Here is a 26,312-nt window from a genome sequence, read left to right on the forward strand (position 1 = left end):
AAAAAAGCCGATGAGATTATATAATCTCATCGGCTTTTTGGTGATAATCACCAATTGACAATGTTTTATTCTTTTTTCGCCAAATCCACCAGTGAATGGGTAAAGAGGAATAAGAACCTTTCAGAAAAGACTTCTGGTGGAACGGGTTCATCTTCCGTGAGCCAGACACTGATAGCGGCCATAACGGAATTGATGGTTAGCTCAGCGAGCGTTTTGGACGTGAGGCCGTGGACGTTGCCATCTGCACCTTCATAGTAGGGCATTAAGAGGTCAACGTATTGCTTGTTGAGGTAGGGGCGCCAAGCCGGGTCAGCAACGTGGGAGTAGAAGACCCCTAAAAAGTCATGCTTTTCATAGAGGTTGGGGATGATTTCCTCGGCAAAAAAATTTAATAACTCTGGCAGGTCGTAACTCTCTTGGTGTTTGACGAACCGTTTCATGGCTTGAAAGGGTTTATTATCGACGTAGTAATGCAGGGATTGCGTCAACTCGTTGATATTTTGGAAATGATTTTTGTAGATGGCCTGACGGGAGACTCCCAACACTTCGGCAATTTTAGCCAAAGAGATGTCCTTTGGGTTGTCGGCATGACGGGCAACCTGTAAATAGGCATGAAAAATTCGTTCTGTTGTGAGGGGAGAAGGGTTATCCATAGGCACCTGCTAACTTTAATTAATTACTCCCAGTATAGCACCAAATGTTTCAAAGAGGTTTGAACGGGTCAAGTTAACGAGTGACAACCAAAAGCGGTTGAAGTATAAGTACATTTATCGGTAAAATGTAACTATTGTGATACTGACATATTTTTGAAATTTTGTAGTGAAGAGAGACACTACCGAAAAATTGTTGGTCGCTTGATGTTCGATGTGTTGTTCCAGTTAATCTATACATAGATTTCCAAGTTTGAAGAAAGAGACTAAGTTATTGAGAGTTAACTTAGTCTCTTTCTTATTCATATAAAATTGAATTTATAATAATATGACCTAAATTATAATATGGTAAAGAATGGTCAAAATGCCAGTCGTAGCAGTGGCTAAGACTTGCAATTTTTGAAAATACCCGTATAATTATTAACAGAAGCACTGTAAATAAATACGGCATTTGTGATCTCTTGTCCATAAAAGCCTTCATAATAGCAATGCCCGCTCCTTATCACGAGGTGCGAGGCTTGCTTTTTTTGTGCCTTTTTGGCCGGAAAAACGAAGGAAAATGGAAAATGTAATCAAAATGTAATATTTTATTTGCTCGAACAGTGAAATATAGACGAGGTGATACTGTGGCAGGACATTTAGTAAATTATGGTAAATACCGTACCCGTCGATCATATGCCAGCATTAAAGAAGTGTTGGATCTTCCAAATTTGATCGAGGTACAACTGGCATCCTACCAATGGTTCTTAGATGAAGGAATCAAGGAGATGTTTAACGACATCATGCCAATCGAAGACTTCCAGGGTAAGCTCTCTTTGGAGTACGTGGACTATCAATTGATGGAACCAAAGTACAACATCGATGAAGCCCGTGAACACGATGCAAACTACTCTGCACCCTTGCACGTAACTTTGCGCTTGACGAACCATGAAACTGGTGAAATCAAGTCCCAAGACGTTTTCTTTGGTGACTTCCCATTGATGACGGAACAAGGAACATTCATTATCAACGGAGCAGAACGAGTTATCGTTTCTCAGTTGGTTCGTTCACCTGGAATCTACTACAACCAAGAAGCTGACAAGAACGGTCGTCCACACTTTGGTACAACTGTTATCCCTAACCGGGGAGCTTGGTTGGAATACGAAACGGATGCGAAGGGGATTGCCAACGTCCGCATCGACCGTACTCGTAAGTTGTTGATGACTGAATTGATTCGTTCACTTGGTTTTGGTTCTGACTCAGATATCATTGATATCTTCTCAGACAGCTATGATGCCTTGAACATGACTTTGGAAAAGGACGTTCACAAGAACATGTCCGATTCCCGTGTTGAAGAATCATTGAAGGACATCTACGAACGACTACGTCCGGGAGAACCAAAGACGGCGGATTCATCACGAGCACTTTTGGTCGCTCGTTTCTTCGATCCAAAGCGTTATGATTTGGCACCGGTTGGTCGTTACAAGATTAACAAGAAGTTGTCTTTGAAGACGCGCTTGTTAAACCAAACTTTGGCCGAAACTTTGGCTGACCCTGATTCAGGTGAAATCATTGCCGAAAAGGGAACGGTTGTTGATAAGGCTGTTATGGCTAAGTTAGCACCATTCTTGGATAACCCTGACTTTAAGACGGTTACTTATACACCATCTGGTGATGCCGTCTTAGAAGACGAAGTTATCTTGCAAAAGATTAAGATTGAATCACCAGAAAACCCCGACAAGACTTTGCTCTTGATTGGTAACGGTCACTTGCCTGAAAACGAACATAACGTTCGCCCAGCCGATATCTTGGCTGGTATGAACTACTTCTTGAACTTGCAAGAAGGTGTTGGTCAAGTTGATGATATCGATCACTTGGGTAACCGTCGTATTCGTTCAGTTGGTGAATTGTTGCAAAACCAATTCCGTATCGGTTTGACTCGGATGGAACGTGTGGTTCGCGAACGGATGTCAATCCAAGACGCAGCTACTGTAACACCACAACAATTAATTAACATTCGTCCAGTTGTGGCGGCTGTGAAGGAATTCTTTGGTTCATCACAGCTTTCACAGTTCATGGATCAGACTAACCCATTGGGTGAAATGAACCACAAGCGTCGTTTGTCAGCCCTTGGCCCTGGTGGTTTGACTCGTGACCGTGCCGGTGTTGAAGTTCGAGATGTTCACTATACTCACTATGGTCGAATTGATCCGATTGAAACGCCAGAAGGTCCTAACATCGGTTTGATTAACTCTTTGGCCACTTATGGTCGTATCAACAAGTATGGTTTCATTGAAACACCATACCGTCGTGTTGATTGGGGAACCCACAAGGTTACCGAAAAGATTGATTACCTAACTGCCGATGAAGAAGACAACTACATCGTTGCCCAAGCCAACACGGAATTGGAAGACGATGGTTCATTCATCCACAAGACAGCCATGGCTCGTTTTGGTGAAGAAAACGTTGAAACACCAGTCGACAAGATTGATTATGTCGATGTTTCCCCTAAGCAAGTTGTTTCTGTTGGAACATCTGTTATTCCTTTCTTGGAAAACGATGATTCCAACCGTGCCTTGATGGGAGCCAACATGCAGCGTCAGGCCGTTCCTTTGCTTGACCCTCATGCACCAATCGTTGGTACTGGTGTTGAATATAAGGCTGCCCACGATTCTGGTGCTGCTATTATCTCAACTGCCGGTGGTGAAGTTGAATACGTTGATGCCAAGGAAATTCGTGTCCGTCGTGAAGATGGTCAATTGGATACCTACGAATTGATGAAGTTCCGCCGTTCAAACGGTGGTAAGAACTATAACCAAAAGCCAATTGTTAAGGTTGGAGAACAAATCGATGCCGATCAAGTATTGGCCGATGGACCTTCAATGGAAAAGGGTGAATTAGCCTTGGGTCAAAACCCATTAATCGCCTTTATGACTTGGCACGGTTATAACTTCGAAGATGCCATCGTTTTGAACGAACGTTTGGTCCGTGAAGATGTTTATACATCAATTCACATCGAAGAATATGATTCAGAGGCTCGTGATACAAAACTTGGCCCTGAAGAAATTACCCGTGAAATCCCTAACACTGGGGAAGAACAACTTAAAGACTTGGACGAAAACGGAATTATCCGGATTGGTGCCGAAGTTAAGGACGGCGACATCTTGGTTGGTAAGGTGACACCAAAGGGTGTGACTGATTTGTCAGCCGAAGAACGTTTGCTCCATGCCATCTTTGGAGAAAAAGCTCGCGAAGTTCGCGATACTTCTTTGAAGGTTCCGCACGGTGGTGGCGGGGTTGTTCAATCTGTCCGCATCTACACACCTGAAAATGGTGATGAGTTGGCCCCAGGGGTTAACATGATGGTTCGTGTTTATATTGCGCAAAAGCGTAAGATTCAAGTTGGTGACAAGATGGCCGGTCGTCACGGAAACAAGGGTACTGTTTCAGTCGTTGTTCCTGAAGAAGACATGCCATACATGCCAGATGGAACTCCAATTGATATCTTGCTTTCACCCATGGGTGTGCCATCACGTATGAACATTGGGCAGGTTTTGGAATTGCACCTTGGTTTTGCCGCTAAGAAGTTAGGCATCCACGTTGCTTCTCCTGTCTTTGATGGTGCTTCTGATGATGAAATCGAAGAAGCATTGGCCGAAGCTGGTTTGCCACAAGATGGTAAGTCTGTTGTTTATGATGGACAAACTGGTGAAGCCTTCGACAAGCGCGTTGCCGTTGGTGTGATGCACTATATGAAGTTGGCCCACATGGTCGACGACAAGATTCACGCCCGGTCAATCGGCCCTTACTCTCTTGTTACACAACAGCCTTTGGGTGGAAAAGCTCAATTCGGTGGACAGCGTTTCGGAGAAATGGAAGTTTGGGCACTGGAAGCTTATGGTGCCGCTTATACTTTGCAAGAAATCTTGACTTACAAGTCGGATGACGTTGCTGGCCGTGTTAAGGTTTATGAATCAATCATCAAGGGCGAAGCAATCCCTAAGCCAGGTGTGCCGGAATCATTCCGAGTTTTGGTGAAGGAATTGCAAGCCTTGGGACTTGACATGCGTGTCTTGGACCAAACTGGTGAAGCAGTTCAATTGAAGCAAATGGACGAAGACGACTCAGTCTTGCCTGTTGATGCTTTGGAAAAGTTGGCTCGAACAAACCCTGATTTGCTTAACCGTGATGATGAAGAAGTTAAGGTAGCCTTTGATAAGGTTGGGGATGAAGCAACTCCGGTTGCCCCAACTGATGAACAAGAATAATTAAAGAAAGGTGACCGAATAGATGGCAATCGATGTTAATAAGTTCGAAAGTATGCAAATCGGTCTGGCCTCACCTGATCAAATCCATGACTGGTCTCATGGAGAAGTCAAGAAGCCTGAAACGATTAACTATCGAACTCTCAAGCCCGAAAAAGATGGCTTGTTTGATGAACGAATCTTTGGTCCAACTAAGGATTACGAATGTGCCTGTGGAAAGTACAAGCGCATCCGTTATAAGGGAATCGTCTGTGACCGCTGTGGTGTTGAAGTTACTTCAGCCAAGGTTCGTCGCGAACGCATGGGGCACATTGAATTAGCTGCTCCTGTAACCCACATCTGGTACTTCAAGGGAATCCCTTCACGAATGGGATTGGTCTTGGATATGTCACCCCGCTCATTGGAAGAAATTATCTATTTCGCTTCTTATGTCGTGGTTGAACCAGGGGAAGCACCCGTTGAAAAGAAGCAATTGTTGACGGAACGTGAGTATCGTGACTACAAGAAGGAATTCGGTGCTAACTTTAAGGCTGGCATGGGTGCCGAAGCTGTTAAGGAATTGTTGGCTAATGTTGATTTGGCCGGCGAAGCCGATGCTTTGAAGCACGAATTGCAAGAAGCAACTGGTCAAAAGCGTGTCCGTGCGGTTCGTCGTTTGGATATTATTGAGGCCTTCTTGCAATCAGACAACAAGCCAGAGTGGATGGTCATGGATGTTATCCCTGTTATCCCACCTGACTTGCGTCCAATGGTTCAATTAGAAGGTGGCCGTTTCGCCACTTCTGATTTGAACGATTTGTACCGTCGTGTTATCAACCGTAACAACCGTTTAAAGCGATTGTTCGACTTGCATGCTCCTGGCATCATCGTTCAAAACGAAAAGCGGATGTTGCAAGAAGCCGTTGATGCTTTGATGGATAACGGTCGTCGTGGCCGTCCAGTTTCTGGACCAGGTAACCGACCATTGAAGTCTTTGTCTCACATGTTGAAGGGAAAGCAAGGACGTTTCCGTCAAAACTTGCTTGGTAAGCGTGTCGATTATTCTGGTCGTTCAGTTATCGATGTTGGTCCATTCTTGAAGATGAACCAAATGGGCTTGCCTCGTCCAATGGCAATCGAATTGTTCCGCCCATTCATCATGCGCGAATTGACGAAGCGTGGCCTTGCAGGCAACGTTAAGTCAGCTAAGCGTAAGATTGACAAGGCTGATGAAGATGTCATGGATGTTTTGGAAGATGTAATCAAGGAACACCCAGTTCTTTTGAACCGAGCACCTACATTGCACCGTCTTGGAATCCAGGCCTTTGAACCAGTTTTGGTTTCTGGTAAGGCGATGCGTTTGCACCCATTGATCTGTGAAGCCTATAACGCCGATTTCGATGGTGATCAGATGGCCATTCACGTGCCTTTGTCTGATGAAGCTCAAGCTGAAGCGCGTTTGTTGATGCTTGCTGCAGGTCACATCTTGGCTCCTAAGGATGGAAAGCCAATCGTTGCTCCTTCACAGGATATGGTGATTGGTAACTACTACTTGACGACTGAAGAAGAAGGTCGTGAAGGCGAAGGTATGATTTTCTCATCTGTTGACGAAGCCCGTTTGGCCTTTGAAAACAAGTTTGTGCACTATCATACTCGTGTTGGAATTCAGACAGCATCATTCCCTGAAGAAAAGCCATTTACGGCTGACCAACGCACTAAGATTATGGTGACATCAGTTGGTAAGTTGCTCTTCAACGAAATCTTGCCAACAGAATTCCCTTATATCAACGAACCTTCTGACGATAACTTCAAGGGACTTTCAGACGACTTCTTCATGGAAGCCGGAGAAGACATTCATGACTTCTTGGATAACCGTGAAATTATTAAGCCGTTTAAGAAGGGCTTCTTGTCAGATATCATTGCTGAAGTTTACAAGCGCTACAAGGTTACTGAAACTTCATTGCTTTTGGACCGCATGAAGGACTTGGGTTACGATATTTCAACTCAATCTGGATTGACTGTTGCCATGACCGATGTTACGGAATTGGCCGACAAGCCTCAAATTTTGGCTGACGCCCATAGTGAAGTTGAACAAATCACTAAGCAATTCCGTCGTGGATTGATTACTGATTCAGAACGTTATCAACGAGTTGTTGATGTTTGGTCAAAGGCCAAAGATAAGATTCAAGACGAATTGATGGCAACCTTCGACCCTAAGAACCCAATCTATATGATGCAGGATTCAGGGGCTCGAGGAAACATTTCGAACTTCGTCCAGTTGGCCGGAATGCGTGGATTGATGGCTGGACCTGGTGGTAAGATTATCGAATTGCCAGTTACTTCGAACTTCCGTGACGGTTTGACTGTTATGGAAATGTTTATCTCAACCCACGGTGCTCGTAAGGGTATGTCTGATACGGCCTTGAAGACGGCCAACTCAGGTTACTTGACTCGTCGTTTGGTCGATGTTGCCCAAGATGTTATCGTCCGTGAATACGACAACGGTTCTGACCGTGGTGTTGCTGTTCGTGCGATTATCGATGGTAGCTCATTGGTTGAACCATTGTACGACCGAATCCTTGGTCGTTACGCAATGAAGTCAGTCTTTGATCCAGAAACTGGTGAAAAGATTGTCGCTCGTAACGAAATGATTGACGAAGATGCTGCTAAGAAGATTGACCAAGCTGGTATCGAAGAAGTTACTATTCGTTCCGTCTTTACTTCAACCACTGAACACGGAGTTTCTGTCTTGGATTATGGACGAAACTTGGCCACTGGTGAAGAAGTTGAAGTTGGTGAAGCCGTTGGTACTGTTGCCGCCCAATCAATTGGGGAACCTGGTACGCAGTTGACCATGCGTAACTTCCACATGGGTGGAGTTGCCGGTGGAAACGATATCACGCAAGGTTTGCCTCGTGTGCAGGAAATTGTTGAAGCTCGTATCCCTAAGGGTCGTGCTGAAATTTCTGAAGTCACAGGTAAGATTACGACTATCGAAGAAAATCCAGCTGAACGGACAAAGGAAGTTACGATTGAGGGTGAAACTGATACTCGTACTTATACTTTGCCTTTGACAGCCCGCATGCGCTTCGGTGAAGGCGATTTGATCCAACGTGGTGATGCCATCAACGAAGGACCAATCGATCCGAAGGAATTGTTGGCCGTTACGGACACTTTGACTGCAGAATCATACATGTTGTCAGAAATCCAAAAGGTTTACCGTTTGCAGGGTATCGAAGTTTCCGACAAGCACATCGAAGTTATGATTCGTCAAATGCTTCGTAAGATCCGAATCATGGATCCAGGTCAGACTGACTTGTTGCCAGGAACTTTGATGGATATTGCTGACTTTAAGCGTGCGAACGAACCAGCTTTGTTCGCCGGCAAGACTCCAGCGACTGCTCGCCCAGTCTTGCTTGGAATTACTAAGGCTGCCTTGGAAACTAATTCATTCTTGTCAGCTGCATCATTCCAAGAAACAACTCGTGTCTTGACTGATGCTGCTATCCGTGGCAAGAACGATCCACTTGTTGGATTGAAGGAAAATGTTATCATTGGTAAGATTATTCCTGCCGGAACTGGAATGGCTGAATATCGTAAGATTAAGCCTGAAGTTGTTGGTGAAGTTGTTGCTCAACCTGAAAATTCAGATGACATTCAATCTTTGGACGACGTTGCCCACACGATTGATGGCCAAGATTAATTTCTTGGGAAAAACCAGCGAAAGCTGGTTTTTTTATTGTTCAAAGCGCCTGAGTACGGTAGACTAGAAATAGATTTTAAAACGAGGCAATTATGAAAAAAGTAGAAATTCAATGGAACCCCTGGGTTCAAAAATTAAGCAAAACCAAGTTGTGGTCAATCTTTGGAGGGGCGATAGTAATTTTGTTAGCCTTGCTAGGCTTACAATTTGCAAGTGGTAATGAACCATACAATCCGAACTGGTTTGTCTATTGTTTTACCATTTTTTACGCATTTGCATTTTGCCCAATTGGGGAGCAAATGCAATTTCGACTTTTCCCGAAGTCAATCCCACATAACCAGTACCAGGTAACGACTTGGGGGCAGTGGAAGCAAGCAATGTTGATTTCATTTGTTTTGATAATTACGTCATTGCTATTCTGGCCGATTCAAAAGCAGGGTGAAATTGCGATTCATTTGATTGCTGCACTAATCGCCGGATTCCTAATTATGTGGGGAATCCGCATGGTTCAAGGCATGCTGGCAAATAAAAAAGGGTAATCACGCTTTTTATACCAAGCAATTTGGGATATTTTCAAGGAAAAAGTTTGGAATTGTTCATTTATGCTAATTTTTAGCGAAAATATGGCAAATTCGGGGTTTTGACTTGGCAAAAAATGCTGTCCCTGTTATTGTCAAGGTGTTAATAGCCAGGTTGAACCGTAATAAAAGGAAAAACATGGAACAATTAGACTATCAACAAATGAATGGGTTGTCGCTAGCTTATATTGGTGATGCGATTTATGAACTCACGGTGCGCAATCATTTGGTGTCATTAGGGTTAACCAAGGTAAACGACTTGCAAAAAAAGTCGCGCGACTATGTTTCGGCAAAAGCACACGCTGCCTTATATCAGTTGATGGAAGAAAACCATTATTTGAATGATGAAGAAATGGTTTACTTTAAACGAGGCCGCAATGCCAAGTCGTATACAAAAGCGAAGAATACAAATGTTGTTGCTTATCGAATCTCAACGGGGGTTGAGGCAATGATTGGTTATCTGTATTTATCGCAACAGCAAGAACGTTTAACCGAAATGATGGAATGGATTTTTATCCAAGTTGAAAGTGGGAAAACCAATGAAAGCAGATGAACAAACACCGGCCTTTGTCTATGGCCATCATGCTGTAGTGGAGACACTGAAGCAAAAGAAAGCAATTAATAAACTTTGGTTGCAACCAGGGCTACAACCCCGAGTGGAACGAGAAGTTAGTCAACTAGCAAAAGCGCAAGGAATTGTTATTCAACAGGCCCCCAAAGCAAAATTAGATGAATTAGCCGATGGTGGTAATCACCAAGGGTTGGTTTTGTCTGTTGCGGCCTTTGAATATGCTAGCCTTGATGATTTATTTGCTAACGCAGCTGAAAAGAACGAAGAACCGTTTTTCTTGATTTTAGATGAAATTGAAGACCCCCATAATCTGGGATCAATTTTAAGAACAGCTGATGCAGCCGGAATTCACGGTGTTATTATTCCTAAGCGTCGGGCCGTTCAATTAACAGGAACGGTTGCTAAAAGTTCCACTGGGGCCATTGAACACGTTCCCGTATGCCGAGTAACAAACTTGGTGCAAACGGTTAAGACACTCAAGGAACGTGGTATCTGGGTCTTTGGAACCGATATGGCTGGACAAGACTATCGGTCTTGGGATGCCAAAGGGGCAACAGCTTTGGTGATTGGTAACGAAGGCAAAGGCATTTCGCCATTACTTAAGAAACAAGTTGATGGCATGCTAACCATTCCAATGATTGGACATGTCCAATCATTGAATGCTAGTGTGGCCGCTAGTTTGTTGATTTATCAAGGATTTAGTTCGCGACACCCTCGCTAAGGTGGCTGATTGAAGCCGCCGTTAGGAGGGCTTCAATGATCACAAACACAAGGAAAGAACGAATTCATAAGGCATTACTTGCAGCACAACAAGGTGATGAAGAAGCATACAGCTTGTTATATGATGATTTAAAGGGTCTGTCTTTTAAAATTTATTTTAATTTTTTACATGGTTCTTACCGGTCTGATGATTGGGAATCCGACGCCTTAGAAGTTTTGTTGCGGTGTGTTCAGCACTATGACTGTCAAAATAATCGAGCGTTATTTTCAACTTACTACATGACAGCTCTCCACCATAAGGCTGTTGATCGGCTGCGAGAAATGTACTCGCGAAACAAGCGGATTGAGCAAAAAATGTTGTACTACAATGGTTTAGACGCGCCGTGCATTGATATTAGGACCGAAAATTATAATCCAGAAGAAATTGCCATTACTCGAGCAGCAATCGAAGAAATGGCAATTCCTAAAAATGCCGATTATCGGAAGGTTGTTGCCTTCCTAATTGGTCAGGGACCAAAGCTCCACCAACCAGGGGCCCAAACTGAACCAGTCATTCGGGTTTCGTATCGGTTTAAAAAATTATTATTAAAGCATTTGCGCCAACACTAAGTTGTCAAATGGCATTAAAGATGCTATTATAGACACTTAGTGAGGTAAAATTATGCCAAGTCAAAGAGCATCACTGGCCTGTGAGGTCTGTGGATCAAGAAATTATACCGTTACCTTATCAAAGGGACGGGTTGAACGCTTGGGAGTTAACAAGTTTTGCCCCCATTGTGGAAAACACACTTTTCACCGCGAAACAAAGTGAGGTATTGAAATAATGATTACTTATTTTAAAAACGTCGCCGCAGAAATGCGTAAAGTTTCATGGCTTTCAATGGAACAGACGACCAAAGAGTCGGTTGCGGTTATTAGTATTTCAATCGTCTTTGCCATTATTATCGGGTCATCAGACTGGCTTTTGCAAAAGGCAGTTGATTTCTTCTTGGCACGATAAGGCCGGTTATAGTATACTTAAAGCAGTTAGAAGAGTCAGCCGACTCTTTTTTATTTGCACTTAAAGGAGGAGGGCATTTGCCCTAATATCAATTATGACTGAAGAAATCGAAAAAGCTTGGTTCGTTGTCCACACATATTCTGGTTACGAACATAAGGTCCAAGCAAACTTGGAATCACGGACACAAACAATGGGCATGGCCAACCAAATCTTTCGGATTTTAGTTCCGGAACAAGAAGTTGCCACCGTTCAAGATGGTGAAGTGAAAAAGTCAATCGAAAACGATTTCCCAGGTTATGTCCTTGTTGAAATGGCCACACCACAAGAGGGGAACATGACCGATGAAGCTTGGTATGTTGTTCGAAACACACCAGGAGTTACTGGTTTCTTGGGTTCTCACGGTGCTGGATCAAAGCCTAATTCATTGTTACAAGAAGAAGTTGACTTGTTGATGAAGCGGATGGGCATGACTGGTCAAGCAACGGTGGACTTGGACCTTGAAGTTGGCCAAGTTATCAAGATTGTGGCTGGTCCCTTCAATGGTATGGAAGGTGTGGTTCGCTCAATTGATGCTGAAAAGCAAGAAGTTGAAGCAACGGTTGAAGTCTTTGGTCGGGAAACACCAACTGAATTAGGCTTTGACGACATCGATACTAACTTTTAATCAAAATTAATTTTAAAAATTTCAACTATCCTTTACAGGGGATGGTTTTTTTGTTAAAATAGTTAAGTATGTCAAAGACATGCGTGGAAGCAGCATTCAAGCTGCGCTCTACCACAACACGAGGAGGAAATATATCGTGGCTAAAAAAGTAATCAATGTTGTTAAATTGCAGATTGCCGCTGCCAAAGCAACACCAGCTCCACCAGTTGGTCCTGCATTGGGTCAAGCCGGTATTAACATCGCGCAATTTACTAAGGAATTCAACGCACGGACTGCGGACCAAGCTGGTTCAACTATCCCTGTTGAAATCTCAGTTTTCGATGACCGTTCATTCGAATTCGTAACTAAGACTCCACCAGCAGCTGACCAATTGCGTAAGATCGTTGGTAAGGGTTCTGGTGAACCTAACCGCGTGAAGGTTGGAAACGTTACCTTGGACCAAATTCGTGCAATTGCTGAAAACAAGATGGCTGATTTGAACGCCAACGACGTTACAGCAGCAATGAAGATGATCGAAGGAACTGCACGTTCAATGGGTGTTACTGTTGAAGGTGTGGACTTGACTGTTGAAGGTACAGCAATCAAGGAGGACGCAGAATAATGACACAAAAGCATGGTAAGAAGTATTTAGAAGCTGTTGCTAAGGTTGAAGCTGAAAAGGCTTACGCCTTAACAGACGGAATTTCTTTGTTGAAGGAAGTTTCATACGCAAAGTTCGACGCTTCAGTTGAAGTAACATTCAAGTTGAACGTTGACACTCGTCAAGCTGACCAACAACTCCGTGGTGCTGTTGTTTTGCCTAACGGTTCTGGTAAAGACAAGACTGTTGTTGTCTTTGCTCAAGGCGACAAGGCAAAAGAAGCCGAAGCTGCTGGTGCTGACGTAGTTGGTGCTGCTGACTTGGTTCAACGCATCCAAGACGGTTGGTTAGACTTTGACGTTGCTGTTGCAACTCCTGACATGATGGCACAAGTTGGTCGTGTTGGTCGCGCATTGGGTCCTAAGGGATTGATGCCAAACCCTAAGACTGGAACAGTAACGATGGATGTTACAAAGGCTGTTTCAGATGCTAAGGGTGGTCAAGTGACTTACCGTACTGACCGTGACGGAAACGTTGCTGTTACTGTTGGCCGTGTATCATTTGATGATGCTAAGTTGGCAGAAAACATCAAGACAATTGCTGAAACTGTCTTGAAGGCTCGTCCTGCTGCTGTTAAGGGTACTTACGTTGCTAACGTAGCTCTTTCATCAACAATGAGTCCTGCAGTTACTTTGGACTTGGCTTCTCTTTAATTGACAGCCGGTTTCAAAACTGCTAAGATTATTAAGTAAATCAAATCAATTTTGCCTAAGACTCAGGTGGTGCTTGCACCTTAATATCCTGCCGAGGAAGTTAATTATTAACTTTACCCGTCTGTCTTTTGCAGGCGGGTTTCTTTTGCAAAAAAATCTTTGAAAGGAGTACATTTACATGAGTGAACAAGCTATTGCTATCAAAGCACAAAAAGTTGCTGAAGTGGCTGACCAATTCAAGAATGCTGCTGCTGCCGTTGTCGTTAACCCCCGTGGTTTGACAGTTGCGGAATCAACAGACTTGCGTGGACAATTGCGCCAAGAAGGTGTCCAATTGGAAGTTATCAAGAACAAGGTCTTGGTACGTGCTGCTGAAGAAGCTGGATATGCTGAATTAAACGATTTGTTTGCTGGACCATCAGCCGTTGCCTTCTCTACTGAAGACGCAGTTGCCCCAGCCCGCATTTTGAAGAAGTTTGCTGACGGAAACGAAAAGCTCGTTATTAAGGGTGGAGTTGTTGACGGAAGCGTTGCTAGTCTTGATGAGATTAACAAGTATGCTTCATTGCCTTCTCACGAAGGTTTGCTTGGCCAGTTGATGGCCGAGTTCCAGTTCCCAATCCGTTCCTTCGCATATGCTGTTAAGGCAGTGCAAGAAAAGATGGAAGCTGAAGCCGCTGCTGAATAAGCAGTTTGACACATTACAAACTATTTAAACTAATTGGAGGATTTAATCATGGCTTTTGATAAAGACGCGATTATCGCATCATTGAAGGATGCAACAATTTTGGACTTGGCTGACTTGGTTTCAGCTATCGAAGAAGAATTTGACGTTTCAGCTGCTGCTCCTGTAGCCGCTGCTGGTGCTGGTGCCGAAGGCGCAGCTGCTAAGTCAGACTTCGACGTAGAATTGACTTCAGCAGGTACTGCTAAGGTTAAGGTTATCAAGGCAGTTCGTGAAGCTACTGGTCTTGGCTTGAAGGAAGCTAAGGACATGGTTGACAACGCCCCATCAATCGTTAAGGAAGGGCTTGCAGAAGCCGAAGCTAACGAATTGAAGGAAGCTTTGGAAGCTGCCGGTGCTGCAGTTACTTTGAAGTAATTACAAAAGGAGAGCCGTTTGGCTCTTTTTTTATACATAAATTTTAGTACACTAGAGATAGAGGATATAACGATGACTGAGAAAATTTCAGGCGAACAATACTTTACGGCCCAGCCAGACGCGGCCCATGATTACCAAGATTTTGATTTTGAATTATTGGGTAATCAAATTCATTTCACCACCGATGCTGGGGTTTTTTCGAAGCGGACAGTGGATTTTGGGACGCGGACGATGCTTGACGTTGCCGCGGGTCTTGATTTTCCCACGGGTAAAATCCTGGACTTGGGAACAGGTTATGGACCGGTTGGGATTGCGATGGCTAAGGCATTGAATAAGAATGTCGATATGGTTGATGTCAACGAACGAGCCTTGGAATTGGCTCGGAAGAATGCCGACCGGAATGGTGTCGGTAGTCAGGTCAATGTCTTCCAATCAAATATCTACGATCAAATTAACGACCAATATGCGATGATTTTGGTTAATCCGCCAATTCGGGCTGGGAAGACGGTCGTGACACAGATGCTGCAAGAGGCTCAACAACACCTAGTGCCTGGCGGCAAGTTGATTGCCGTTTTGCAAAAGAAGCAGGGAGCACCATCGGCCCAGAAAAACTTGGAAGCAGTATTCCCCACGGTTCAGGTTGCTGGCAAAAAGAAGGGCTACTACGTTTTGGAGGCCATTAATGGCTGAGATTCCAGACCTGACTTCTCAAGAGGTCGCCCATTTTATGGATTTGGCCTTAGAAGAAGCCCGTAAGGCCGAAGCAATCGGTGAGGTGCCAATTGGCGCGGTTTTGGTCAAGGATGGCCAAGTGATTGCCCGCGGGTCCAACCGACGAGAAATCGACCAAGAAGCCAGTAGCCACGCCGAACTATTAGCAATCAATGAAGCTAATCAAACACTTAAGACCTGGCGTTTGGAGAATACAGCCCTCTTTGTGACCTTAGAGCCGTGTTTGATGTGTGCTGGGGCAATTATTAATGCCCGTATCCCATTGGTCTACTATGGAGCCAAGGACGCCAAGGCGGGGGCGGTTTCGTCGTTGTACCACGTCTTTGATGACGATCGCTTAAACCACCAGGTTAAAACCTATGTTGGCATCAAAGCTGATGAATCCAAGTCCTTACTGAAAAATTTCTTTCAAAATATTAGGGCCCAGCAAAAGCTGCGAAAGCAATTACGTAAAGTAGAAAATCTCAGCGAAAATCAAGGGGAAAACTCGTGAAACTATCGGTTTTATCCCCTTGGTATTTCTTGCCTTTCGACTAAAATTTCGCTATAATATTAGATGCAGGCAAGGGTTGCCTTCGAACCGAGTCAGGACAGAGATGTAGCAGCTCTAAGATTGATTAACCTTGTGCCTGTGTACATAAGCAAAACCGCCTAGGGGCGGCTTTTTTTGTAAGGAGGAATCATGGCATACCAAGCGCTTTACCGGGTTTACCGGCCCAAGACCTTTCAAGATATGGTCGGCCAAGACGTCATTACAAAAACGTTAGAAAATGCCATTGAGCAAAAGCAGACTGGACATGCTTACCTATTTTCCGGGCCACGGGGAACAGGGAAAACATCGGCAGCCAAAATTTTTGCTCGGGCGGTTAACGGAATCAGTCCTGACCAAGCTGGGGCGTCTCATCCGGATATCATCGAAATCGATGCGGCTTCGAACAACGGTGTTGATGAAATTCGGTCAATCCGTGATTCTGCTAACTACGCGCCAATCGAAGCTCCCTTTAAAATTTATATTATTGATGAAGCCCACATGCTTTCGACGGGGGCTTTTAATGCGCTATTGAAAACGCTAGAAGAACCACCAGCCCAGGTCAAGTTTATTTTGGCGACGACTGAAATCCAAAAGATGCCAGCCACGATTCTTTCGCGGACTCAGCGGTTTGAATTCAAGCGGTTAGCTAATCAAACCATCAAAGACCAAATGGTCAAAATTTTGCAGATTGAAAACCAGGCATTTGATGAACCGGCATTAGATGTGATTGCTTCAGCTGCCGAAGGTGGGATGCGCGATGCCTTGTCGATTTTAGACCAGGTTATTGCTTTTGGCCCCGAGAAAATTACGGTTGATAATGCCTTAACGGTCACTGGGTCAGTTCAAATTGATCAGTTACTCGCCTATTTGGATAAGGTTTTGATCCACGAAACGGCGCAGGCATTGGAAGTTTTGTCAACTATCCTCCTAGCTGGTAAAGATGCCAACCGTTTTTTGGCTGATTTAATGTCAGCTCTACGAGATATCATGCTGGTTGAAATTGCTCCTGATTTGGTCAAATCAACCAACCAGTTGGCCGAATTAAAAGTCTTCAACCAGCGTCTTAACCAGACAGATTTGCAAACAATGCTGGTCACGATTGATGATATTAAGACACAGTTAGCACAATCATTACAAAGTGATATTTATTTGGAAATTTTAACGGTCAAATTAAGCCGAGTTGGACAAGAATCAGTTTCTCCTGTTGGTAAGGAAGCAGAAGATAGTCCAGCTAAACCAGCAGTTAAAGAAATCACCCAGCCACAAGTTAGCCAAGCCCCAAGTCAAATGAAGACTGACCAACCAGTTGAGACACCTGCAACGGAGTCAGTACACGCTCTCGACAAGAAAGAAACAGCTAAGTCAGATTTAGCCGATTCAGAAAACCAGTCTGATGAAGGATTGCAAAACTTGGTTAATCAAGCGGATCAAAGCGAGAGTCCTGACCAAGACATACGCCCAGTAAAGCAGTCCCCACAAGAGCCGGTGGCGACGCCGGCACCAGTTGAATCTGTTGCTTTGCCAACCATTTTTACCGGTCAAGAACCAGTTCAAGCGGTGCTAAGTCAGGCTAAGCGAGAAAGTCTAACCCATGCCCAAACTATTTGGTCAGAGTTAGTTCAAGGGTTTGCAGTTAAAGACCAGGCCGTCTTACAGACTGCTGAACCAATGGCTGCCTCACAAGATGCATTGATTTTAGCTTTTGATTTTCCAGCAATTTTAGCAGCGACAATTGAAAATCCAACTTTGCTCGCTAAGCTGGGTCAAGAGCTAGCTAAGAATAATTTACCAGAGGTATTGGTTTTACGAACGAAGGATGAATGGTTTAATGACCGTGCAGCTTACGTTCAGGCATTGAAGTCCGGCCAGGCTAGTGCAATCAAACTAAGTGACTTAGAGCCACATATGATAGCTGGCCAAGTAGTGAATAAAGTTGAGACAGAAGAAGTTGTTGCAGAAGAGACTCAACCGGCTGAAACAGGTTTTGACTTAGTTGCTGAAGCCAAAAATTTATTCGGTGACGATTTGGTTGTCGTGACTGATTCAGGGGATGAGGAGAAGTAGATATGCAGTATCCAGAGCCAATTGCAAAACTAATTGATTCTTATACGAAGCTGCCTGGTATTGGTGCTAAAACCGCCAGTCGACTTGCTTTTTACACCTTGGGAATGGACCAAGAAGATGTAAGGGACTTTGCTAGTGCCTTGGCAACTGTTAAAGATTCGATTACATTTTGCGATATTTGCGGTAATATAACAACAAAGGATGAAAACCCTTGTGCAATCTGTTCAGATCCAAGTCGTGACCAAAGTATTGTCTTAGTCTTGCAAAATCCTAAAGATGTCATGGCAATGGAACAGACTGGCGAATACCACGGGCTTTACCACGTTTTAAATGGTGTTATATCGCCAAGTTCTGGTACAGGGCCTGAAGACATTAACCTCCCAGCATTAATTAAACGATTGTCAAAGGATGAAGCTATCCAAGAGGTGATTGTTGGGACGAATGCTAATACGGATGGTGAAGCGACGGCGATGTACTTAGCCCGGTTATTAAAGCCAGCTAATATTAAGGTAACGCGCTTGGCAACTGGTTTGGCAGTTGGTGCAGACATTGATTACGCAGACCAATTGACTTTAATTAAGTCAATTGAAGGCAGAAATGAGCTCTAATGTTTAACAAAAAAAAGAAAAATACTCATCGTCAATTGAAGGATGAATATGATGCAATACTTTTACGTCAGGTTAATGAAGCTCGGGTAAACTATCAACAAGCACAGGAATCTGAAGTTGCCTTAATTGATTCTCGGGTCAATGGTCACCTAATTCAAGCCCAAACAGCAATGGAAAAGGCCAAGTTTAGTTACTTGTACAACGAAGCTCGGCGGCGCAAGACTGTGGCTAAAAATCCACTCTTGTTCCATCAGCCACAAGATTAGGAGTTCGAAAATGACAAAGATGCAATTTTTATCATTTGAAGGGCCCGAGGGGGCGGGAAAAACAACCGTTATTCAGGCGATTCAACCGTTTTTGGCGGAGCTAACGGGGCAAGAAGTCTTATTAACTCGAGAACCCGGTGGTAGCCAGGTTGCCGAAGGGATTCGATCAATCCTGCAGACGAAAACAACGCCTGCCATGGATGGCTGGACCGAAGCCTTGCTCTTAGCAGCCTCTCGGCGGGAACACCTAGTACAGACGATTCAACCAGCCCTTGCTGCTGGGAAAGTGGTTCTCTCAGATCGGTACTTGGATTCCTCATTGGCCTACCAAGGTGGCGGTCGCGGACTGGGGATGGATAAAGTTAGGGCACTCAATGAATTTGCGATTCAAGGACGGATGCCGGACCTAACCATCTATCTTGATTTACCGGTGGAGATTGGCTTGCAGCGGATTTTTGAAAACCGGCAGGACAAAATTGATCGATTGGATGAAGAGGCCTTGTCCTTTCACCAACAGGTTCGCAGGACCTACTTAGAATTAGTTGATGAGCAGCCACAGCGAATTAAACTCGTGGATGCCAATCAAGACTTAGATCGTGTTATTGCTCAAGTTCAGGAAATCTTACAAACACACTGGAGGTAAGAAAATGAAGTTAGTAAACGCAATTGTTCAAGATAAAGATGCAACTAAGTTAGCCAATGCTTTTGTGAAGGCTAAGATTCAAGCAACACGATTAGCCACATCAGGTGGTTTCTTACGGTCTGGTAACACCACCTTCATTATCGCCATTGATGAAAACCGAGTAGAAGAAGTTTTACAGATTATCAAAGAAGTCTCACAAAAGCGTAAGCAGTTCATGGTCCCACCAATTGGTGTTGAGGGTGAACGAACCGGTGCCTTTCCAGTCGAAATTGAGGTTGGAGGCGCCACTGTCTTCACGCAAACGATTGATGATTTCTACCAGTTTTAATGGCTAAGCAGGGAAAAATAAAGGGGGCGAACCCTGAAAATAATACACCTGTCTTAGCTGATACAGATTTTTTAGGGCGAGCAGAAAGGGCTTACCCAGATAACTTTGGCCAATTTCAACAGGTGGTAGCCGAAGACCGGCTCTCACACTTATACCTAATTGGTGGACCGGGACAAGAAGAAAAGCTTGCTCTGGCACAAAGCTTAGCCTCTTTTGTTTTGGGACGGGATTCGCTCACCAAGCAACGTATCGCGGCTTTTGATCACCCTGATTTTATTACGGTTCTAGCCGAGAAGCCTGGGGCAGCCATTAAAATCGCTCAAATTCGGGCCCTTGTACCAGAATTGACGACTACTGCCCTGGAAGGTTCTAAAAAAATCTTCGTGATTGACCAGGTAGAAACACTGACAACAGCTGCAGCAAATTCGCTCTTAAAATTTATTGAAGAGCCAGCAGGGCCTCAATTGATTCTGCTGTTGACTAATCGAGTAGCAGATGTCTTGCCGACGATTAAGTCTCGAGCCCAACTTGTGACCTTGCATGCCAGTGATGCAATTAATCAAAGTCATGTTGAGGCTCGACAAGAGTTTTTAAACCAGGCACAACCAATCGCTGTTAAATGGTTTGAAAAGGCTATGCGGGCTGACGTTTCCTTGATGGCCTACTTACAACAAGAGCTATTACCAATGGTTACAACCGGTGAACAAGAGGGCCAGGTTTTAGCCTGGCTACAGGCATTGGGACGGGATTTGACGCTTTATTCCTATGTGGATAAGAGTCAGCTTAATTTTCCGAATTTAGTTGGTTTTTACCAAAAAATGAACCAAACATATACTGCAGACCAGCTTTTACAGGTTAGTGAATTGATCTTAGAGGCGGATAAATTGCGGACGGTTAATATTTCTTGGCAAAGTCGGCTAGAAAAATTAGGATTAGAAATGACGATGATTCTCGGATAGGTTTTTATGCAAATACAAAAAAGTTTTTCACAACAAACGGTCGGGACCTTATTCCTGGTCGCGACGCCAATTGGTAATTTACAAGATATGTCGAATCGGGCGGTCACAACTTTGTCAGAAGTTGATGTAATTGCGGCTGAAGATACTCGGCACACGCAATTACTACTTAATCATTTTGATATTCACACCAAAAAAACTGCCTTACATGAACATAACTGGCAGGAGAAAGCACCATTATTGGTCCAAGATTTATTAGCAGGCCAGTCAATTGCTCAGGTATCAGACGCGGGTTTGCCCTCAATCTCTGACCCTGGGAAGGAACTAGTGGCTCAAGCAATTGCTGCTGGAATCCCGGTGGTTCCTATTCCAGGTGCTTCAGCCGGGATTACGGCCTTGATTGCCTCTGGATTAGTACCACAACCATTTTATTTCCATGGCTTTTTGCCAAGAAAAAAGACGGAGCAAATCCAAGAAATTCAGACTCTGGCTGTGCGGCCAGAGACGTTGATTTTTTATGAAGCCCCCCACCGATTGAAAGCAACGATTGCTAACTTCTTGGAGGTTTGCGGACCAGACCGTCAGCTGGTTTTAGCCCGGGAATTAACCAAGCGTTACGAAGAGTTTTTACGGGGAACGACGGCGGAACTGTTGGCCTGGTTTGAAGAAAATCAAGCCCGTGGCGAGTTTGTGCTGATGGTTTCGGGAGCAAGTCCCGCTGACCAAAAGCTAATTACGGCCGGGGATGCTGACCAGGAAACGGATACGAGTGACTTGCCGGTTGCGCAAGCAGTGCAAGCCTTAGTTGAGAGTGGTCAAAAGCCTAATCAAGCGATTAAGCAAGTTGCTAAGGACCGGGAAATGAACCGCCAAGAAGTTTACAAAATTTACCATCAAATCGAGGAAGACCATGGCTGATATCTTTTCAATTAACCGACCCGTTGAATACTACCAAGTTGATTTAACGCGGAAGTTGTCATTACCAATGGTCTTGAACTTAGCAATCTTGTGCTCCCGGCTTCAAGGTGAGCACCTTAAGATTGGCTACCGTGAGACCGACCGCCGTGGATTAGGTTGGGTTATTTTACAATACGACCTGAAAATTAACCGCCGTCCTAGCCTAGGGGAAACCATTACGATTGAAACTAAGGCTGGTGAGTGGTCCTCTTTCTTTGCCATGCGTGGCTTCTTAATTAAGGATGAGGCAGGTGAAGTCATCATTGATATTGATTCACTCTGGGCCTTGATTGACTTGGAGACCCGGCGAATGCAAAAGCTGCCCGAAGACCTAGTTGTCCCTTACGGAGGTGACGAAGTTCGCCGCTTATCAAAAATGGTTAAAATTGATAAAATCAAAGATGATGAAGTCGAAATGACACGTCCATACCAAGTCCGCTTCTTGGACATTGACGGCAACCGTCATGTTAATAATTCGAAGTATTTGGAGTGGATGCTGGATGTTTTGCCATTGGACTTTGTTAAAGACCATGAGGCGACAGCGGTGACGATTCGTTATGAAAATGAAGTCCATTATGGCCACCGGGTTGAGTCGCAGGCGATTTTAGCCGATAATGTGTCTAGACATCGAGTTCAAAAAGAAGATGGCATTGCCGCTGAGGCAATGATTACATGGGATTCAGTCCCCAATCAAATTAGTGAGGATAAATAAATGTCTGTATTAGTATTAGGTGGAGCCGGGTATATCGGTTCACACATGGTTCGTCGTTTGCTTGACCAAGGACAAGATGTAGTTGTCGTTGATAACTTGGTTAAAGGACATCGTGGTGCCTTAGCACCGGAAGCTAAGTTCTACGAAGTTGACATCCGTGATAAGGAAGCTTTGTCAGCGGTCTTTGAAAAAGAAAACATCGAATCCGTTGTTCATTTTGCCGCTTTTTCAATCGTGCCTGAATCAGTTGCTGAACCATTGATGTACTTCGATAACAATACTGCCGGAATGGTCACTTTGTTGGAAGTCATGAAGGAACACGATGTGAAGAAGATTGTCTTCTCATCAACGGCCGCTACTTATGGTAACCCCGTTAACATTCCAATCAAGGAAACTGACCCACAAAATCCAATCAACCCCTATGGGGAATCAAAGTTGATGATGGAAAAGATGATGGCTTGGGCTGATTCAGCCTACGGTATCAAATGGGTGGCCTTGCGTTACTTCAACGTCGCTGGTGCCTTGGAAGATGGATCAATCGGTGAAGACCATGGCCCTGAAACCCACCTAGTACCAATCATCTTGCAGGCAGCTGCAGGACAACGTGACTACATCGAAATGTTTGGAGACGACTATAACACTCCTGATGGCTTTAACGTCCGCGATTACGTCCACGTCGTTGATTTGGCCGATGCTCATATCCTAGCCCTGGACTACTTAGGTCAGGGTAAGGATTCAGCTCAATTTAACTTGGGTTCTGCGACAGGATTCTCTGTTAAGGAAATGGTGGAAGCAGCTCGCGAAGCCACTGGTGTTAATATTGAAGCCAAGGTTGGCCCTCGTCGTGCCGGAGATCCTGATATCCTAGTTGCCGATTCAACAAAGGCTCGTGAAGTCCTTGGTTGGCAACCAAAGTACGACAATGTTCAAGACATTATTAAGACAGCTTGGAATTGGAAAGAACTCCATCCAAATGGTTATGATGACCGTAAGTAAAATTAAAAGCCCAATTGGGCTTTTTTTTATTCCATTTCGCAATAAAAAACATTAAAATGAAAGAAAGAGTTGAAGATTTACCTGTAAACGCTTACAATATAGATAAAGAACCTCACATTTTTAAAAAATTTAAGGTTCAAACAAAAGCGGAAAGGGAGTTAAATATGGCACTATTAGGAGCAATCGAAGGCGGCGGCACAAAGTTTGTTGTTGCTGTCTGTGATGAAGACATGAAGATTGTTGACCGGCAGTCAATTCCGACCGAAGATGGTCAGAAAACAATGGATGCGGTGATTGCCTATTTTGACCAATACGAAGACATCAAGGCGATTGGAATCGCGATGTTTGGACCAATTGATATTAACCCCGAATCAAGGACCTATGGTCGAGTTTTGGATACACCAAAACGTGGTTGGTCAGGTTACGATGTTTTAGGACGGATGAAGGCCTGGCGAGACTTGCCTTACTTCTGGACGACAGACGTCAATGGTGCTGCTTGGGCGGAATATAAGACCGGTGCCATTGAACCAGATCATTCGCTTGTCTACTTAACTGTTGGGACCGGTGTTGGAGCAGGAATCATTAACCGTGGTGAATTGCTTTCCGGTTATGGTCATCCCGAAGCAGGTCATCTGATGATGCAAAAGCACCCTAAAGATACTTACAAGGGTCACTGCCCATTCCACCAAGACCGTTGTTTGGAGGGACTGGCTGCAGGGCCAGCAATGGCTGAACGTTGGGGAAAGACTGCCAAGGATTTGTCAGATGATGATATTGCTTGGGAAATCGAAGCAGATTACCTTGCTCAGGCTGCTGTTGATTTCACGGTTACGCTTCGACCAGATAAGATTATTTTTGGTGGTGGGGTGCCTCACCGTGAAATCCTGTTGCCATTAGTACGTAAGGCATTTTCTGAAAAATTTAGTAATTACCTAGCAACACCTGATTTAGATGATTACATTGTGCCTGTGTCAACTGGGGATAATGCTGGAATTCTTGGTTGCTTCTACCTGGCGCAAAGCAAATTAGAAAAAATTAGCTAATTTTGCGTAAAAAGCTTGCTGACAAGCCATATTCATGGTATGATATCTTTTGTTGTGAAAGACATCATGGTTAGCTAGCTCAGTTGGTAGAGCAACGGACTCTTAATCCGTGGGTCCAGGGTTCGAGCCCCTGGCTGACCATCATAATGAAAAAGTCAGGGAAACCTGGCTTTTTTTGTACACAAAATTTAGAAAGAGAAGCTTGTCATGAAAAAATCATATCTTATCATTGGATTAGCGGCCTTGCTTGCAATCGGTCTTGCAGCTACTGTCTGGGCCGTCACTAGCCACCCATCGTCAACTAGTTCTAAGAACTCGAAACAGTCAAAATCGAGTAAGCAAGGCTTGCCAGCCGGTGTTAAAACGACTGACTGGGACTTAGTGTTAGTTAATAAACAACATTCGAGAAGTTCTGAAATGTCTTTTGAACAAGGGCATGTTGGCGATAAGGCGGTTAATGCCAAGATACAGCAAGCCGTTGTTGATTTTATGAATGGGGCCCAACAAGCGGGCTATGCAACAACCTTAGTTTCGGGATATCGATCAATCGAATATCAAAAAGAGGTCTTTGCCAATGTCCTAGCAAGCAATAAGGCGAAGGGGATGTCTGATGAGGCAGCAGAGAAGGCAACCAAAGCAGTTGTTCAAACACCTGGTTCATCAGAACACCAAACAGGGCTAGCAATCGATTTGGCTGGTAATGATGCCCTTGCTAAGTATCCAGGATTAGATGGGGCGATGGACCAGTTTGCCTCGCAGCAATGGCTGATCAAGCACGCACCAGAATACGGATTTATCTTGCGGTATGGGTCGACTAAAGAGGACCGCCGTGAAACAGGGATTGCTTATGAATCTTGGCATTTCCGGTACGTGGGTGTGAAAAATGCTGAATATATCACTAAGCATCATTTGACATTGGAAGCCTATTTAGCTCAAGTAAAAAAGCAAAATAGTTGATTTATTGGTAGAGAGCCTTTGTTTATAATTGGCTCTTTTTTATTGCTTTTAATTTGTAAGAAAATAAATAAAGATAGCAACTATACCAATTTTGGAATGGGTGTTCGCTTGTCATTGAGGAGGATGTGTGGACGACCGTTGAATGCCGAAAAGTATTCGGATATTTTGAATTGAAAGTGCGATTGTAACAGATAAATGAGATAATAGAAGCGAAACAAAAAGTAAAAACCGAATATTTATTTAGAATAGAAGCGAACAAATGTGCTCGGTGCAACCACAACAGTAGATTGGGGATAAAGGGGGATAAAAAAGATAAAATCCGCTCGGAATGGGCTTTGTAGGAATGGAAAAGTTATCCCCGTCAACTGTGGATAAGTGGTGCTTTTGGGGATAACTTCGATAGAAGACACTGTTATTAGTGATATATTGATAAAGTAATAAGTATATTTGTGGATAAATACGGGTATAAAAACTAAAATTGGGGAGAAGTTCTTGGTTTAGACCAAAAACATAAGAGAAATTTAAATGAAAATTAAAGTCATTACTGTTGGAAAATTGAAGGAAGATTATTTAAAAAAAGGCATTGCGGAATATTGTAAAAGACTGAATCGTTTTGGCACAGTTGAGATGATTGAAGTGCCAGACGAAAAAACGCCAGAAAAGGCGTCACAAGCGGAAAATCAACAGATCATGGCTAAAGAAGCTGACCGCATACAAGGTAAAATTGGTGACCGTGATTTTGTTGTAGTTCTGGCCATTGAAGGAAAGCAGCTTCCATCTGAAAAACTGGCAGATAAATTAGAAAGTGCAAAAAATTCTGGTCACGGAACGCTTACTTTTATTATCGGTGGGTCATTGGGACTTGATCCGGTGATTAAAAAACGAGCAAATATGCTCTTGTCGTTCGGCTTACTAACGTTACCGCACCAATTGATGCGGTTGGTCTTAGTAGAACAAATTTACCGGGCAATGATGATTTCGGCTGGTTCGACTTACCATAAATAAAAAGTGACC

At 44.0% G+C, this 26,312-nt stretch carries 28 protein-coding genes, 1 tRNA gene, 1 other RNA gene and 1 other annotated feature; of the genes, 29 read left to right on the forward strand and 1 reads right to left on the reverse strand.

The window, feature by feature from the left end:
* Positions 1–65: 65 nt before the first annotated feature.
* Complete coding sequence (locus tag AOQ29_RS00510) at positions 66–653, reverse strand: TetR/AcrR family transcriptional regulator (RefSeq protein WP_061992606.1); 588 nt, start codon at positions 651–653, stop codon at positions 66–68.
* A 623-nt stretch (positions 654–1,276) separates the two neighbouring features.
* On the opposite strand from AOQ29_RS00510, the gene rpoB reads away from it, so the two are divergent.
* The 29 genes from rpoB (at position 1,277) to rlmH (ending at position 26,303) form a co-directional block, all read left to right on the forward strand.
* The gene (rpoB, locus tag AOQ29_RS00515; protein WP_061992607.1) at positions 1,277–4,897 is read left to right on the forward strand and encodes a DNA-directed RNA polymerase subunit beta; all 3,621 of its coding nucleotides are present in this window, start codon (positions 1,277–1,279) and stop codon (positions 4,895–4,897) included.
* Between the two features lie 22 nt (positions 4,898–4,919).
* The gene (rpoC, locus tag AOQ29_RS00520; protein WP_061992608.1) at positions 4,920–8,576 is read left to right on the forward strand and encodes a DNA-directed RNA polymerase subunit beta'; all 3,657 of its coding nucleotides are present in this window, start codon (positions 4,920–4,922) and stop codon (positions 8,574–8,576) included.
* 92 nt (positions 8,577–8,668) lie between these two features.
* Positions 8,669–9,115: a hypothetical protein gene (locus AOQ29_RS00525; RefSeq protein WP_061992609.1), complete on the forward strand. Its 447-nt coding sequence runs from the start codon at positions 8,669–8,671 to the stop codon at positions 9,113–9,115.
* 178 nt (positions 9,116–9,293) lie between these two features.
* Positions 9,294–9,707, forward strand: a complete 414-nt coding sequence (locus tag AOQ29_RS00530; RefSeq protein WP_061992610.1) for a Mini-ribonuclease 3 — start codon at positions 9,294–9,296, stop codon at positions 9,705–9,707.
* Positions 9,694–10,446, forward strand: a complete 753-nt coding sequence (rlmB, locus tag AOQ29_RS00535; protein ID WP_061992611.1) for a 23S rRNA (guanosine(2251)-2'-O)-methyltransferase RlmB — start codon at positions 9,694–9,696, stop codon at positions 10,444–10,446. Before AOQ29_RS00530 ends, rlmB begins: the two co-directional genes overlap by 14 nt.
* Before the next feature lie 35 nt (positions 10,447–10,481).
* A complete protein-coding gene (locus AOQ29_RS00540) occupies positions 10,482–11,054 on the forward strand; it encodes a hypothetical protein (protein WP_061992612.1) in 573 nt (190 codons plus the stop codon).
* Positions 11,055–11,106: 52 nt separating this feature from the next.
* Positions 11,107–11,256 carry a 50S ribosomal protein L33 gene (gene rpmG / locus AOQ29_RS00545; RefSeq protein WP_083989188.1) on the forward strand — a complete coding sequence of 50 codons (150 nt, stop codon included), beginning with the start codon at positions 11,107–11,109 and terminating at the stop codon, positions 11,254–11,256.
* 12 nt (positions 11,257–11,268) lie between these two features.
* Positions 11,269–11,445 (forward strand): preprotein translocase subunit SecE, encoded by a 177-nt coding sequence (secE, locus tag AOQ29_RS00550; protein WP_061992613.1) that lies wholly within the window; start codon positions 11,269–11,271, stop codon positions 11,443–11,445.
* Positions 11,446–11,539: 94 nt separating this feature from the next.
* A complete protein-coding gene (nusG, locus tag AOQ29_RS00555; RefSeq protein WP_061992614.1) occupies positions 11,540–12,109 on the forward strand; it encodes a transcription termination/antitermination protein NusG in 570 nt (189 codons plus the stop codon).
* A 136-nt stretch (positions 12,110–12,245) separates the two neighbouring features.
* Positions 12,246–12,710 carry a 50S ribosomal protein L11 gene (rplK, locus tag AOQ29_RS00560; RefSeq protein WP_061992615.1) on the forward strand — a complete coding sequence of 155 codons (465 nt, stop codon included), beginning with the start codon at positions 12,246–12,248 and terminating at the stop codon, positions 12,708–12,710.
* Positions 12,710–13,402, forward strand: a complete 693-nt coding sequence (gene rplA, locus AOQ29_RS00565) for a 50S ribosomal protein L1 (protein WP_061992616.1) — start codon at positions 12,710–12,712, stop codon at positions 13,400–13,402. Before rplK ends, rplA begins: the two co-directional genes overlap by 1 nt.
* A 36-nt stretch (positions 13,403–13,438) precedes the next feature.
* Positions 13,439–13,557, forward strand: a sequence feature (ribosomal protein L10 leader region).
* A gap of 23 nt (positions 13,558–13,580) precedes the next feature.
* A complete protein-coding gene (rplJ, locus tag AOQ29_RS00570; protein ID WP_061992617.1) occupies positions 13,581–14,090 on the forward strand; it encodes a 50S ribosomal protein L10 in 510 nt (169 codons plus the stop codon).
* Positions 14,091–14,138: 48 nt separating this feature from the next.
* A complete protein-coding gene (rplL, locus tag AOQ29_RS00575; RefSeq protein WP_061992618.1) occupies positions 14,139–14,504 on the forward strand; it encodes a 50S ribosomal protein L7/L12 in 366 nt (121 codons plus the stop codon).
* Positions 14,505–14,576: 72 nt separating this feature from the next.
* Entirely contained in the window at positions 14,577–15,194 is a 618-nt protein-coding gene (locus AOQ29_RS00580; protein ID WP_061992619.1) for a class I SAM-dependent methyltransferase, read from the forward strand.
* Positions 15,187–15,729: a tRNA adenosine(34) deaminase TadA gene (tadA, locus tag AOQ29_RS00585; RefSeq protein WP_061992620.1), complete on the forward strand. Its 543-nt coding sequence runs from the start codon at positions 15,187–15,189 to the stop codon at positions 15,727–15,729. Before AOQ29_RS00580 ends, tadA begins: the two co-directional genes overlap by 8 nt.
* A 61-nt stretch (positions 15,730–15,790) precedes the next feature.
* An RNA gene (gene ffs / locus AOQ29_RS00590) (signal recognition particle sRNA small type) lies at positions 15,791–15,876 on the forward strand.
* A gap of 42 nt (positions 15,877–15,918) precedes the next feature.
* Positions 15,919–17,832, forward strand: coding sequence for a DNA polymerase III subunit gamma/tau (gene dnaX / locus AOQ29_RS00595; RefSeq protein WP_061992621.1), 1,914 nt, complete (start codon positions 15,919–15,921; stop codon positions 17,830–17,832).
* A 2-nt stretch (positions 17,833–17,834) separates the two neighbouring features.
* Positions 17,835–18,440, forward strand: a complete 606-nt coding sequence (recR, locus tag AOQ29_RS00600) for a recombination mediator RecR (RefSeq protein WP_061992622.1) — start codon at positions 17,835–17,837, stop codon at positions 18,438–18,440.
* Positions 18,440–18,706 (forward strand): DUF2508 family protein, encoded by a 267-nt coding sequence (locus AOQ29_RS00605; RefSeq protein ID WP_061992623.1) that lies wholly within the window; start codon positions 18,440–18,442, stop codon positions 18,704–18,706. The genes recR and AOQ29_RS00605 overlap by 1 nt, the downstream gene beginning before the upstream one ends.
* A gap of 10 nt (positions 18,707–18,716) precedes the next feature.
* A complete protein-coding gene (gene tmk, locus AOQ29_RS00610) occupies positions 18,717–19,349 on the forward strand; it encodes a dTMP kinase (protein WP_061992624.1) in 633 nt (210 codons plus the stop codon).
* A gap of 4 nt (positions 19,350–19,353) precedes the next feature.
* Complete coding sequence (locus AOQ29_RS00615) at positions 19,354–19,677, forward strand: cyclic-di-AMP receptor (RefSeq protein ID WP_061992625.1); 324 nt, start codon at positions 19,354–19,356, stop codon at positions 19,675–19,677.
* Positions 19,677–20,636, forward strand: coding sequence for a hypothetical protein (locus tag AOQ29_RS00620; protein WP_061992626.1), 960 nt, complete (start codon positions 19,677–19,679; stop codon positions 20,634–20,636). Before AOQ29_RS00615 ends, AOQ29_RS00620 begins: the two co-directional genes overlap by 1 nt.
* 6 nt (positions 20,637–20,642) lie before the next feature.
* The gene (gene rsmI, locus AOQ29_RS00625) at positions 20,643–21,551 is read left to right on the forward strand and encodes a 16S rRNA (cytidine(1402)-2'-O)-methyltransferase (protein WP_061992627.1); all 909 of its coding nucleotides are present in this window, start codon (positions 20,643–20,645) and stop codon (positions 21,549–21,551) included.
* Positions 21,544–22,302 carry an acyl-[acyl-carrier-protein] thioesterase gene (locus tag AOQ29_RS00630; protein WP_061992628.1) on the forward strand — a complete coding sequence of 253 codons (759 nt, stop codon included), beginning with the start codon at positions 21,544–21,546 and terminating at the stop codon, positions 22,300–22,302. The genes rsmI and AOQ29_RS00630 overlap by 8 nt, the downstream gene beginning before the upstream one ends.
* Entirely contained in the window at positions 22,303–23,298 is a 996-nt protein-coding gene (gene galE / locus AOQ29_RS00635) for a UDP-glucose 4-epimerase GalE (RefSeq protein WP_061992629.1), read from the forward strand.
* A 164-nt stretch (positions 23,299–23,462) separates the two neighbouring features.
* Complete coding sequence (locus AOQ29_RS00640; RefSeq protein WP_061992630.1) at positions 23,463–24,341, forward strand: ROK family protein; 879 nt, start codon at positions 23,463–23,465, stop codon at positions 24,339–24,341.
* Positions 24,342–24,409: 68 nt separating this feature from the next.
* Positions 24,410–24,482: transfer RNA gene (locus tag AOQ29_RS00645), tRNA-Lys, on the forward strand.
* A gap of 66 nt (positions 24,483–24,548) precedes the next feature.
* Entirely contained in the window at positions 24,549–25,298 is a 750-nt protein-coding gene (locus tag AOQ29_RS00650) for a M15 family metallopeptidase (RefSeq protein WP_061992631.1), read from the forward strand.
* Positions 25,299–25,823: 525 nt separating this feature from the next.
* Complete coding sequence (gene rlmH / locus AOQ29_RS00655; protein ID WP_061992632.1) at positions 25,824–26,303, forward strand: 23S rRNA (pseudouridine(1915)-N(3))-methyltransferase RlmH; 480 nt, start codon at positions 25,824–25,826, stop codon at positions 26,301–26,303.
* Positions 26,304–26,312: the final 9 nt, after the last annotated feature.

This window comes from Fructobacillus ficulneus (assembly GCF_001047075.2).
Classification (GTDB): domain Bacteria; phylum Bacillota; class Bacilli; order Lactobacillales; family Lactobacillaceae; genus Fructobacillus; species Fructobacillus ficulneus.